Source organism: Paenibacillus sp. FSL H7-0716 (assembly GCF_038002705.1).
Taxonomy (GTDB): Bacteria; Bacillota; Bacilli; order Paenibacillales; family Paenibacillaceae; genus Paenibacillus_AQ; species Paenibacillus_AQ odorifer.
The window spans coordinates 25,443-38,478 of the sequence record NZ_JBBODA010000034.1 but is presented as its reverse complement, the minus strand read 5'-3'; the positions used below and the strand labels follow the sequence as shown (position 1 = coordinate 38,478).

Below are 13,036 nucleotides of genomic sequence, written 5' to 3'. Positions count from 1 at the left end.
ACCTGTCTTCGGAGTATAATTTCGCTCTGGTTGCACAGAGATATGTAGATTAGATCTATTGTACCAAAAACGGAGTCCTCTTGCCGGAGAGCCCGGATGGAAAGGAAAGGTTCGATAATGAAATGGATTGTCGGATTGGGAAATCCCGGAACACAGTATGCGAAAACAAGGCATAATGTTGGTTTTATGGCTTTGGATGAGCTTGCTGCCCAGAACGGAATTGCCTTCAACCAGAGCAAATGTAAATCCGTCATCGGTGAAGGGATCATTGGTGGCGTCAAAACCGTATTGATTAAGCCCATGACCTTTATGAACTTGTCCGGTGAAGCCGTTCGCGCTTATATGGATTATTACAAAGTTCAACTTGAAGATATGATCGTCGTTTATGATGATTTGGATACAGAAATCGGAAAAATCCGCTTGCGCTATCAAGGAAGTGCTGGTGGACATAATGGAATTAAATCCATCATACAGCATGTAGGAACACAGAATTTCAATCGGGTACGAATGGGTATTTCTCGTCCTGAGCCAGGTTTTGCTATTGTCGATTATGTACTTTCTACTTTTCCTAAGAAGGAAAGCGATCCGCTTAAGCAAATGATCCTTAATACTTGTGATGCACTGGAATACAGCTTACAGCATTCATTCGAGCAGACGATGGCTAAGTTCAATGGTTAATCTGTAAACCCTGTCGTTTTTAAGGCTAAAGATGAAGCTGCCCGGACATACTGAAGGTATATAGTACCTTCAGGAGGCATATAGATGGCAATAAACTATGTTTGTAGGCACTGTAAGACATCTCTAGGCAGTATTAATAGAACTGATGTTACAGAAATGCAGTTGGGCCTTCATTCCTTGACCCCTGCGGAGCGCAGAGATATAATAGCGTATAATTCAGAAGGTGAAATCACGGTAAAGGTTACTTGCGACTATTGCAAGGAGGCTTTAGAGAACAATCCGGAGCTTAGCCTGCTGACAAGTCCGCTTCAGTAAGGTGGAAGCGCCTGTCTCTATCGTCATCCGCAAGCCTTGGCGTTACAGCTGAGGCTTCTTTTCGATTCCAATCATAATAGGTGACGGTGGCTATACCACCGTTAGCCTGTTTAGTAAGAGAGGTGCGCCTGTTGTTACAAGGTCTTATAGAAGCTTTTTCCAAGGATCCCGATTTCCAGTCTATCACCCATGGTGTTGCTGCAGGTATGAAAGAGCAGCTCATTTCGGGGCTTACAGGTTCTGCTAGACAGATTATGCTTGCAGCATTACATGAAGAGACAACTCGTCCCTTACTTGTAGTGACTCATAATATGTTTTCGGCCCAGAAGATGGCCGATGATTTGCAGGAAGCGCTTTCTCCTGACCGGGTTCTGCTTTATCCTGCCAATGAACTAGTGGCTGCAGAAGCGGCTGTATCAAGCCCAGAGACACTGGCTCAGCGTATAGATGTGCTGACCAAATGTGCTCAGGGCTTCCGTGGTATTGTTGTAGTTCCTTACTCAGGAGTGCGTAGATTGCTGCCAGCCCCAGAGGTTATGGCAGAGGCTCAAGTCACCGTTTCCCAAGATGGAACGCTTGCTCTGGATGAATTTTTGATGTCCATGATTGAAATGGGCTATGAAAGAGTAGAGCGGGTTGAAAATCGTGGTGAACTAAGCGTACGGGGTGGAATAATTGATTTTTATCCAATGACATCTCCTTTGGCTTATCGGGTTGAGTTATTTGACGATGAGGTTGATTCCATAAGAACTTTTGATCCAGTGGATCAGCGTTCTATTGATAAGGTACGTAGTGTGAAGATTACACCGGCTAAAGAGATTATAGCTAGTAGATTGCGCCAGGAATCTGCTTCTGCTGAAGCCTCAGCTATGATGGAGCGACAGTTGGAGAAGATGGCGGATCGCCAGGCGAAGCTCAGGCTGCGGGAAGAAATTGGCCGTGAGCTGGAAATGCTGCGGGAAGGTACTTATTTCCCGGAGATCTATAAATATATCAGTCTTTTATATCCTGAACGCTCTCATTTATTTGATTACATGGCCCAGGATACCATTCTTATTCTAGATGAGCCTACAAGACTGCTCGAAACGGCGAGACAGCTTGAACGGGATGAATCGGAATGGAACCTGCATTTGCTGCAAAACGGCAAATCATTGCCGGATCTAGATCTCTCTGTGGATACGGATGTTGTTATGTATCAGCGCCCGTTCCAAAGTCTGTTTATGTCAATCTTTTTACGTCAGGTTCCGCATATTCAGCCTCAGAACATTCTTGGATTTATCAGTCGTGGAATGCAGGATTTCCATGGACAGATGAATGTGTTGAAATCGGAAATGGAGCGTTGGCAGAAGTCCGGTGTTAAGGTAATGATGCTTGCGAGCAGTGAGGAACGGATTGAACGAGTGCGCAGAGTTCTTTATGATTACGGCATTAACGAGCCGATGATTATACAAGGAAATCTGGGTTCTGGTTTTGAGCTGCCCTCTATTCATCTAGCTGTTATAACGGAGGGAGAAATGTTCTCTCAGAAGCAGCGGAAGGCACGGAAGATCTCCAAAGGAATAGATAATGCAGAACGGATCAAGAGTTACACAGAGCTGAAAATCGGTGATTATGTCGTCCATCAGAACCATGGTATCGGCAAATATATGGGAATTGGCACGCTTGAGGTCAGCGGTATTCATCGTGACTACATGCATATTTTGTATGCTGGCGGCGATAAGCTCTCAGTTCCGATTGAGCAGATTGATCTAATTCAGAAATATGTCGGTTCCGAAGATAAAGAGCCGAAAGTATATAAGCTAGGCGGCAATGAATGGACACGAGTGACCAATAAGGTTCGTTCCTCCGTTCAGAATATTGCTGATGATTTGATAAAACTATATGCTGAGCGCCAAAGTGCCGCAGGGTATGGCTTTGAAAAGGACACACAGGAACAGCATGAATTTGAAGAAATGTTCCCTTACGAGGAGACCCGAGATCAGCTTCGGGCTATCGAAGAGATTAAGAAGGATATGGAACAAAACCGGCCAATGGACCGATTGCTTTGCGGTGATGTTGGGTATGGTAAGACTGAAGTGGCTATTCGGGCGGCTTTTAAATCAGCGATTGAAGGTAAACAGGTGGCGGTGCTAGTACCGACAACAATTTTGGCTCAGCAGCATTATGAGACCTTCCGGGAACGTTTCGCTAATTACCCGCTTAATATTCAGGTCTTAAGTCGTTTTCGCAGCCGTAAAGAGCAGAACGAGACGATTAAAGGCGTTAGGGCAGGAACTGTCGACGTAGTTATCGGTACACATCGTCTGTTATCTCAGGACCTTGTATTCAAGGATCTGGGGTTATTAATTGTGGATGAAGAACAGCGTTTCGGCGTGACTCATAAAGAAAAGCTGAAAAAGCTGAAAACAAATGTAGACGTTCTTACACTGACTGCAACTCCAATACCCCGTACGCTACATATGTCGATGCTCGGAGTGCGGGATCTGTCTGTCATTGAGACCCCACCAGAGAACAGATTCCCTGTGCAGACGTATGTGGTAGAGCATAGCCAGACTCTTACACGGGAAGCTGTAGAGCGGGAATTAGCTCGCGGTGGTCAAGTCTATTATCTCTATAATCGTGTGCAGGGCATTCAAGAAATGGCCGCTCAAATCTCTATGCTTGTTCCTGAGGCTAGAGTTGGCATCGGACATGGTCAAATGTCGGAATCTGAGCTGGAGAAGACCATTCTCGATTTCCTTGACGGAGAATACGATGTGCTCGTCAGCACAAGTATTATTGAGACGGGCGTAGATATTCCGAACGTTAATACACTTATTGTGCATGATGCGGATAAAATGGGCTTGTCTCAGCTCTATCAGCTGCGTGGACGTGTAGGCCGGTCCAATCGGATCGCTTACGCTTATTTCACGTATCAACGGGACAAGGTTCTGACAGAGGTTGCAGAGAAACGTCTGCAGTCTATTAAGGAATTTACGGAGCTGGGCTCTGGTTTCAAAATAGCGATGCGAGATCTGTCTATTCGCGGGGCTGGTAACTTGCTGGGTGCAGAGCAGCATGGCTTTATCGCATCCGTGGGATTTGATCTGTACTCACAAATGTTAGCGGAGGAAATACGTAAGCGTAAGGTTACTGTGCTCGGGGAGGAAGATACGTCCCTTAAAGAAGGCAATACAGTCATTGATTTGTCGATTGACGCGTATCTGCCGTCAGAGTATATTTACGACAGTATCCAGAAAATTGAAATTTATAAAAAAGTGGCGGCAGTAACCTCCTTCGATGATGCTTCCGAGCTTGAAGATGAGCTCTTGGATCGGTTCGGTGAGTTACCTGAAGCCGTGGTAAATCTACTATCGGTCGCTCGTCTGAAAGTGTATGGAAAAATGTATGGCATTGATTCCATGATTAGACGCGGAGATGATGTTACCTTGAATTTCTATGAGGGAAGTCTCGGCGCTTTAGACACAGCGAAACTCGCCAAAGTTGGAAATAGCTTCGAAAGACGTGTACAATTTGATAGGGATGCGAAAGCCAGTATCCGGGTCAAATCGAAAGATTTAAGTGATAAACAGCTGCTTGACTTGCTTGAACAGTTTCTTAAGGAAGCTAAACAGTCTTTTAAATCGAAGGGAGAACTACACAATGTCGTTAAATAAAACAAAATCATGGAAAGTGCTGCTCGTTTCATTGGCAGCGGCAGTTTCCTTTTCTATGCTAGCAGCATGTGGAAATAGTGCTGATGATAATCAAGCCGTAGCCACTTATAAAGGTGGAACGATTACACAAAAGGAATTCGCAATGGATCAAAAAATCATGAAATTTCTTTCTCCACAACAAGCGCAATATTTAGAGATTGATGCGTTTAAGGAGTCCATTCTGAAGCAAGAAGTGGGCTTTGAATATTTGGCTTCCCAAGCAACGGATGAAGCGAAAAAGCAAGCGGAGAAAGAAGCCGATACTCAAATTGCAAGCATTAAGGAACAATTGGGCGATACCTATAAGAAGACACTGAAAGACGCTGACGTCACTGAGAAAGATATCCGTACTTATATGGAGCGTGTGCTGACAGTTTATCAGGATATGCTGCTTAAAGTGACTGATGATCAAGTTGTCAAAGAATTCGAAGCGACCAAAGGCGACTTTACGGTTGCCACACTACGTCATGTGCTAATTGGTCTGACAGATGCAGACAACAAAGAGCGTACCAGCGAAGAAGCGCTTAAAATAGCGAAAGAAGTTAAGGCGAAGCTGGATGGCGGGGCTGATTTCGCAGCCATCGCTAAGGAATATTCTGACGATACTGGCTCTAAAGAGGCAGGCGGAGAATATAAAGATAAAGCTGTAGGCACATATGTGGAGGAGTTTAAGAAGGCTGCTCAGACCTTGCCTCTAAATACCGTCAGTGATCCTGTAGAAACTTCTTACGGTTACCACATCATCAAGGTGGAGTCCCGTACAGACAAGACTTTTGACCAGTTAACGGATGAGCAAAAAGAAGGCATTAAGAGCTCAATCGTATCCAAGAACCTCGAAACGTTCATGGAAAAGGATCTGGAAGGCATTATTGAGAACATCAATCTGCCAAAAAGCTCTGCTGCCGCAGATGAAACCGGAACAAATAGCGGAACAGAAGCCACTACAGCTCCAAGCGCATCCCCAAGTGCATCTCCAAGTGCTACAGATGCAGCTGAATAAACATCGGTAAATATGGACAAGCTTACCTTAGAAAAGCCATCTTCACTTAATGTGAAGATGGCTTTTTATTTCGCAGAAACGGTTGTAGAACTACCTTTATCTTGATGCAGATATTAATACATGTCAGCTTATGTATAAGGATCTGGGAAGAGATGAATACTATGGTCAGATATTACGATAAATCACTGGGATTATCCTTTCCCATAATGGACAGTAGTAAGACCATACTTCTTAAGAAAGCGGGGCACATGTGAAATGAAAGCTACTGGAATTGTTCGCCGTATTGATGACCTCGGACGCGTGGTTATTCCCAAAGAAATTAGACGTACTCTTCGTATTAGAGAAGGAGACCCACTGGAAATATTCGTCGATCGGGACGGTGAAGTCATCCTCAAGAAATATTCTCCGATTGGTGAGTTGGGTGACTTTGCAAAAGAGTACGCAGAGTCATTGTTCGAAGGTACTGGGCACATCACGATGATTGCTGATCGTGACACCTTCATTGCCCTTGCAGGCGGCTCCAAAAAAGATTATTTGGAGAAACAGGTGGGAGTGCTGCTGGAGAAAGTCATGGACAGCCGTAAGACTGTGTTAGAAACCAATGAAGGCAGTTATGAAATCGCTAAAGATCATCCGGATTTGGTGTCCTCATATGTAGCCTCACCGATCATTTCCGGTGGAGATCCTATTGGTTGTGTAGTGATGGTGAGCAAGGATGATTCGGCGAAGATGGCGCAAATGGAAATAAAAATGGCCGAAACGGCTGCCGCTTTCCTGGGCAAACAAATGGAGCAGTAATCTTAATTTAGACCCCGCTTTCCTTTTGGTAAGATATACAAAGGGCAAACGGGGTTTTGTCGTTTACACAAAACCGTTTCTACTTGTGGGCGTACATACGTTATAATATAGAAATTCATCCCATCAAAGTTGTAGAAGCAGGTATTATATGAAATCTAATACACAAACATCACGATTGCTGCAAGGCGCATTTATCCTTAGTGCCGCGGCCATTATCTCAAAGCTTATTGGTACACTTCAAAAAATTCCGCTGCAAAATCTAGGCGGAGATGCTGTATTTGGTATATACAACACAGTGTATCCCTTGTATACGATGCTGTTAACAGTAGCTATGCTAGGTCTGCCTGCGGCGATCTCCAAATTTGTCGCCGAAGCTTCGGCTGGGAGACGCGATGAAGAAGGCCGGCGGATTCTATTATTATCTGCGCTAATTACAGGCATCAGCGGCTTGGTTATCGGCGCCATCACCTATGCAGGTGCACCCATCATTGCCGAATGGGTAGGTAACTCACATGTAATGGCTGCCTTGCGGACAAGCGCCTGGGGGTTGGCTGTTGTTCCTGTCATGTCGGCCATACGCGGGTATTTTCAGGGGCTGCATAATATGGTTCCTACTGCCGTGTCACAGATTGTAGAGCAGTCTGTACGGGTTACAGTGATGATTGTTCTTCTTTTATATCTCACTTCGCAGGGAGCAGGAGCTGAGAGCATCGCTGCAGGCGCGCTGCTTGGTTCTGCCGGAGGGGGAGCCGCAGGGCTTGTAATTATGCTGCTGTACTTGAGACGTCACCGCCGGAGGGTAAAACAGGAAGCTGCTGCTGAAGTAGCTGCTGCTGTCGAAAGTCAGCGTGTAAGAGCGCTGGATGCAGGACATGGACTAGGTTCCAAGCAAGGGTTTATGGGCATTAAAGCAGGTACACTGCTGGCTTATGGAATTCCCGTAATGTTAGGTGCACTGGCTATGCCTCTTATCGGTCTTGTAGATGTATTCACTGTGCCTCGACTGCTGTCGTCTGACGGAAGTGAAGTAGCTGCGATGGCCCAGTTTGGTGTGTACAATCGGGGTTTGCCACTTGTGCAGATTATAACGATGATTGCCACCTCACTATCTGTTGTGTTCATTCCAGCTTTGGCGGAAGCGAAGTACAAGGGAGATATGAAGCTGATTGAGACCCGCTGCAGCTTGTCGCTGCGTTGGTTCTGGCTGTTAGGTCTAGCGGCCTCAGCGGGCCTTGCAGTGCTTGCTGAGCCGATTAATATGGCTCTTTACGGCGATACCGCTGGCAGCAGCACAATGACTTGGCTGGCTTTTACCGCTGTTGGCGGTACAGTCAGCATCATCTCTGCTGCGCTCCTGCAGGGCCTCGGCTACGTGCGCGCCCCGGCCCTGCACCTTTTGGCCGCCGCGCTGCTCAAGGCGGCCCTGAACCTGCTGCTGGTTCCGCAGCAGGGTATTACCGGCGCGGCCATTGCTGGCGTGGCCGCGCATTCGTTCGCAGCAGCGCTGGCCTGAATGTGGCGCTGCTGGCGCGACTTGTCGCCCTGCGCCCTGCCCCTGGCGCCGTCCTGGCGAAGCCGGCGCTGGTGATCGCCGCCATGAGTCTGGCGGCGGTAGGCACGGCCTGGCCGCCGAAGCGGTACTCGGCGGCATGGGTATCGCGTTGCCGCCGCAGCTGCCAGCTGGGGCACTGGCGCCGCGGCTACGGCCGCTGGCATCGGCGGCGGACGCACCGCCAGCTTGGCGCAGAGCCTGCTCGGGGTACTCGCAGGCTGCGTTGTGTTTGCCGTAGGTGCGGTGGTGCTGCGGCTGCTCAGCGAAAGCGAGCTTCGCCAGCTTCCGGGCATCGGCCCGTCTCTGGCGGACAAGTTCAAGAAGCTGCGTTTATTTCCATAATTAACTCGCTTAAAAGGAGGAACAGATATGAGTGCAACATTAACAGTTGTTGGTCTCGGGTCAGGTAATCCCGATCGGCTGACACTAGGAATTATAAAAAAACTGAAGGCAGCATCCGTTGTCTACGTTCGTACCCAAGAGCATCCAGTTATGGCTGCTCTCACCGAGCTTGAAATCGCTACGCAATCCTTTGATGGACTGTATGAAACATTAGCTTCGTTTCCTGAGGTCTATGCTGCAATTACTTCAAAATTGATTGAAGAGGCTCGCTCCTCCGCAGACGGCACAGATATTGTCTATGCGGTTCCGGGGCACCCCATGGTTGCAGAGTCAGCTGTTTCACAGCTGCGTCAGCGTTGCCCGGAAGAAGGAATAGAACTGCAAATATTAGGCGGGGAGAGTTTTCTGGATGAGGCGTTTGTGCGACTGGGGTTCGACCCTATTGAAGGCTTCCAGTTATTAGATGCTTCAGGCATTCGCAGCGCTCAGCTTCAGCCTGAATTGCATACTCTGATTGGCCAGGTTTATGACAGCTTTACAGCTTCGGAGACAAAGTTATGTCTGATGGAGCTGTATCCACCCGAATATGAAGTGGTGGTGGGTCATGCCCTTGGCGTGGAGAACGAAGAAAGCATTGTGACTGTTCCTCTGTACGAATTGGACCGGCTTGAGGGTTATGGTAATTTGTCTCTGGTCTATGTACCTGCCAATCGTGAGGAGAAGCTAAGAAATCGTACTTTCGCTCGTTTGCATGAGATTGTCGATATTTTGCGCAGTCCGGACGGCTGTCCGTGGGATCGGGAGCAGACTCATGAATCTTTGCGTAAAAATCTAATCGAAGAAACCTACGAAGTGCTTGAGACGATTGATGAGGATGACCCAGACCATATGAAAGAGGAGCTGGGCGATCTTTTGCTGCAGATCATGCTGCACTCCCAAATGGAAGAGGAACTGGGCACGTTTAACGTATTTGACGTCATAGAAGGACTGAATGATAAGCTTATCTTCCGCCATCCCCATGTATTTGGTGACAAGAATGCGAATGACGCTGAAGAAGCTCTGATCAATTGGGAGGGCATGAAGGCAGAGGAGAAGCGGCGTAAAGGCGTGAAGCCAGAGGAATTATCCGTCCTCAGTGGGGTTCCGCGTGATTTGCCTGCTCTTATGAAGGCGTACAAGCTTCAGAAAAAAGCATCCAAGGTAGGCTTTGATTGGGACAACGCTACGGATTGCTTAGCTAAGGTTCGTGAAGAAATAGAAGAGCTGCAAGAAGCCATCGATACTGATGCAGCCGCCGAGGATCAAATCCTGGAGCTGGGCGATCTATTATTTGCTGTTACCAATGTTGCCCGATTTATTGGCGCAGATCCGGAAGAAGCTTTAACCCGGACCAACCGCAAATTTGTGCGTCGGTTTCAGTATATCGAGCAAAGTCTGCGAGCCAAGGGTATGAGTGTAGAAGATAGCAGCTTGGAAGAGATGGAAGAGTTGTGGCAGGAGGCAAAGACTGAGGAACGAAAAGTATAGTAATTTTCTCAGACTATGTACGGTATACGGACCTTAAGATGAGGCAATGCTGTGAAAGTAGCATTCATCTCTGATTTAGATTATGGCGAGTAGTTTAATAGTGCTATAGAATAGATTCTGCGACGATTTCTGAGAAATAACTGTTTCTTTTTTTAAAAAACGACGATTCGTGGCAGGATTTTAAGATGACATCAAGAATATCATAAAGACGAAATGACGGCTTGCCCCATAATATGGCGGTGAATCTCGTTTCATTTATTTTTTCGTATCCTAGGAGGAACTTTAAATTATGAACAAGACAGATTTGGTAAACAACATTTCCGAGAAAAACGGATTGGCAAAAAAAGATGTAGAAGCAGTATTGAACGGATTCTTGGGTGAGATCACAGAAGCTTTGGCAAAAGGCGATAAAGTTCAACTGATCGGTTTCGGTACATTCGAAACTCGTAAACGTGCAGGACGTACTGGTCGCAACCCGCAAACGGGCACAACGATTGAAATTCCAGAATCAACTGTACCGGCATTCAAAGCTGGTAACAAGCTTAAAGAAGCCGTTAACTAATGCGTCTTGACAAATTCCTGAAAGTGTCCCGATTAATCAAGCGCCGTACAGTGGCCAAGGATGTGTCCGAACAAGGCCGGGTGCTGATTAACGGGCGGGAATCTAAACCAAGTAGTGCAGTTAAGATCGGTGACGAGATTACTGTGCAATTTGGACAAAAGCTTGTAACGGTCAAAGTCGAAAAGCTAGTCGAAACGACACGCAAGGACGAAGCCGCTGGTATGTATACTCTACTTCGGGAAGAGCCTGTGGCCAAAAGCACCGGGTTGGACTGGTAGGAGTAACATAGTTAATAGTAAAAAAGAAGGCACAACTTTACATATTGTAGAGTTGTGCCTTCTTTTTTCTTTTTTATCTCTCTTATTTTAGTGGATTGGAATGTTCTATAACTTCTTCTACTGCCATAGATTAGAGGTAAGAAGGAGGGGTACATGCTATGATCGAGCCAGGAAAGGTAAATAAACAGCATGATCTGCACATGCGCAGTCGTAAACAGCTAGAGTTGACGGGCGTGCAAAATGTGGAGAGCTTTGATAGCGAGGAATTTTTGCTTCGTACAGAACTCGGCCATCTCACCATTCGCGGGAATCATTTACATATCAAAAATTTAAGTCTGGAGAATGGACTGTTGTCCTTGGAGGGCAATGTACATTCCCTGATTTATCTAGATCCCGGATCGCAGGGCAAAAATAAAGGTCTACTCGGTAAGCTATTTAAATGAATCCTGCAGTTCAGTGGCTGACGCTGTTCTACATGATATTGGCCGGGGTGACAATGGGACTGGCCTATGACAGCTACCGGGTGCTGTCGCTCAAGTTCAATTTTCCCAAATGGCTGAATGCCATGCTTGACCTGCTGTATTGGCTTTGTGCTGCCTTGTTTGTTTTTAGAATGCTCTATGCCGGAAATCAGGGGCAATTGCGATTTTATGTCTTTTTAGGTTTATTTCTAGGAATATGGATCTATTTTTTGATCTTCAGTGTTACGGTGCGGCGTTTTGTGTTAATGTTAATTCAATCGGTTCAGTATATGTGCAGATTGCTATGGAGACTTGTGGAGATTCTAATAGGTAAACCTCTTCGCTGGCTTTGGCGCCTTATTATAGGGGTGCTAGTGCTGCTAGGTCGTATTCTATTATTCATCCTTAAGCTTCTGCTGCGTCTAACGAAGCCAATTTGGGTATTACCAGTAAGGTGGATTTCTCCATGGTTATCTCGGCTTAAGCATAGCGCCTGGATCGTGAAGATTTCTGGATGGATTACCAAATGGCGGAAACGCTGACCTTTGAATTAGGGGGTACGCTGCATGAACAGATTCACTGCGGAAGAGAAAAGTAATCCTAGCAAAAATTCGGCCGCAGGCGCGAAGAGAAGAAGAGTCATGTGGATTCTCTTTGTGGCAGTATTTTTTGGCTGGGCGGGTTATACTTACTTCAATCAAAGTGCGGCAATTACGGACAAGGGCGAGCAACTCGCCAAGAAACAAAAGACTAGTGAGAGCGTCACGGCATCTTTGAATCAACTGAAATATGAAGTGTCCAGACTTAATGATGATGAGTATATTGGCCAATTAGCGCGTAAATGGTACAATATCTATCCTCAAGGGGAAACTCCTATTCGAACAGAGCAATCAGAGCAATAATACCGGCTAAAAGAGGCTTTTACTCTGTTGCCTTGCTTTGCTCTTTACTGTATAATCAAATCACCGCAGACAGGATGACCTTAATATTCGTCTGTATATTTTTAAGGGAGGATCATTTTATTCTATGGCAATTGAAGTGGGCACCAAGTTAGAAGGCAAAGTGACAGGCATCACGCATTTCGGAGCATTTGTGGATCTGTCAGGAGGTGTCACAGGTCTCGTTCACATCTCGGAAATCGCCGATAATTACGTCAAGGATGTTAACGATCATCTGAAGATTAGTGATGTAGTAACCGTCAAGGTGATCAACGTCGATAAGGACGGCAAGATCGGACTTTCCATTAAGCAGGCTGTTGACAAGCCAGCATCGGAAGTACGTCCGCCTAGAGCTCCAAGACCAGAACGTCCTAGCGGCGGAGACCGTTTCGGCGGCGGTGGCGGCAGTGGTGGAGGCGGCGGTGGATTCAATCGTGAACGGGGTGGGCGTCCATTTAAGCCTGCAGCCGGTAAACCTTCATTCGAGGATAAAATGTCGCGATTCCTGAAAGACAGCGAAGAACGGATATCTTCGATTAAGAAGAACACAGAAGGAAAGCGCGGAGGCCGTGGAGCCAAACGCGTATAATCCAATACCTGTACATCATAAATAACCGCAAGGGCATCTCGCCCTTGCGGTTTTTTTGTCGTGTCATATAAACTTGCCGACAGCATCCATGTCATTCTCACATAACTCTAGGGCAATCGCTGGCGAATGACCGCCAGGCTTGCGCCTAAAACTGCACTGGAAATAAGCTTAAGGAGAAGCAACCTACTGCGCCGCAAGGGATCGAACTATTTTTTTAGGAATAATGAACAAAGGCTTTTTTGTCGGAAATTTCTTATGACTAACCCTCCATTTCTGACAAACTTTCTCAAATGACCCGCTA

General features: G+C 46.5%; 12 protein-coding genes and 1 pseudogene. All 13 read left to right on the top strand.

Annotation, left to right across the window (positions count from 1 at the left end):
* Window positions 1-117: 117 nt before the first annotated feature.
* The 13 genes and pseudogenes from pth to MHH60_RS27590 all read left to right on the top strand — a co-directional run bounded on the left by pth (window position 118) and on the right by MHH60_RS27590 (window position 12,735).
* Window positions 118-678, top strand: coding sequence for an aminoacyl-tRNA hydrolase (gene pth / locus MHH60_RS27650; RefSeq protein ID WP_076138504.1), 561 nt, complete (start codon window positions 118-120; stop codon window positions 676-678).
* Between the two features lie 84 nt (window positions 679-762).
* Window positions 763-993, top strand: coding sequence for an anti-sigma-F factor Fin family protein (locus MHH60_RS27645; protein ID WP_076138494.1), 231 nt, complete (start codon window positions 763-765; stop codon window positions 991-993).
* A gap of 131 nt (window positions 994-1,124) precedes the next feature.
* Window positions 1,125-4,649 (top strand): transcription-repair coupling factor, encoded by a 3,525-nt coding sequence (mfd, locus tag MHH60_RS27640; protein ID WP_076138493.1) that lies wholly within the window; start codon window positions 1,125-1,127, stop codon window positions 4,647-4,649.
* Complete coding sequence (locus MHH60_RS27635) at window positions 4,636-5,688, top strand: peptidylprolyl isomerase (protein ID WP_076138492.1); 1,053 nt, start codon at window positions 4,636-4,638, stop codon at window positions 5,686-5,688. Before mfd ends, MHH60_RS27635 begins: the two co-directional genes overlap by 14 nt.
* Before the next feature lie 255 nt (window positions 5,689-5,943).
* A complete protein-coding gene (gene spoVT / locus MHH60_RS27630; protein WP_036678783.1) occupies window positions 5,944-6,486 on the top strand; it encodes a stage V sporulation protein T in 543 nt (180 codons plus the stop codon).
* A 148-nt stretch (window positions 6,487-6,634) separates the two neighbouring features.
* A pseudogene (locus MHH60_RS27625) lies at window positions 6,635-8,380 on the top strand (putative polysaccharide biosynthesis protein).
* A gap of 27 nt (window positions 8,381-8,407) precedes the next feature.
* A complete protein-coding gene (gene mazG, locus MHH60_RS27620) occupies window positions 8,408-9,907 on the top strand; it encodes a nucleoside triphosphate pyrophosphohydrolase (protein ID WP_076138490.1) in 1,500 nt (499 codons plus the stop codon).
* Window positions 9,908-10,196: 289 nt separating this feature from the next.
* On the top strand, window positions 10,197-10,469 hold the full coding sequence (locus tag MHH60_RS27615) for an HU family DNA-binding protein (RefSeq protein ID WP_036678778.1): 273 nt from the start codon (window positions 10,197-10,199) through the stop codon (window positions 10,467-10,469).
* Window positions 10,469-10,747, top strand: coding sequence for an RNA-binding S4 domain-containing protein (locus tag MHH60_RS27610; RefSeq protein ID WP_076130073.1), 279 nt, complete (start codon window positions 10,469-10,471; stop codon window positions 10,745-10,747). Before MHH60_RS27615 ends, MHH60_RS27610 begins: the two co-directional genes overlap by 1 nt.
* Before the next feature lie 158 nt (window positions 10,748-10,905).
* On the top strand, window positions 10,906-11,190 hold the full coding sequence (gene yabP / locus MHH60_RS27605) for a sporulation protein YabP (protein ID WP_036678773.1): 285 nt from the start codon (window positions 10,906-10,908) through the stop codon (window positions 11,188-11,190).
* Window positions 11,187-11,750 (top strand): spore cortex biosynthesis protein YabQ, encoded by a 564-nt coding sequence (gene yabQ, locus MHH60_RS27600; RefSeq protein ID WP_076138489.1) that lies wholly within the window; start codon window positions 11,187-11,189, stop codon window positions 11,748-11,750. Before yabP ends, yabQ begins: the two co-directional genes overlap by 4 nt.
* A 24-nt stretch (window positions 11,751-11,774) precedes the next feature.
* Window positions 11,775-12,110 (top strand): FtsB family cell division protein, encoded by a 336-nt coding sequence (locus MHH60_RS27595; protein ID WP_076130075.1) that lies wholly within the window; start codon window positions 11,775-11,777, stop codon window positions 12,108-12,110.
* A 124-nt stretch (window positions 12,111-12,234) separates the two neighbouring features.
* Window positions 12,235-12,735: a S1 domain-containing RNA-binding protein gene (locus MHH60_RS27590; RefSeq protein ID WP_036678766.1), complete on the top strand. Its 501-nt coding sequence runs from the start codon at window positions 12,235-12,237 to the stop codon at window positions 12,733-12,735.
* Window positions 12,736-13,036 lie beyond the last annotated feature (301 nt).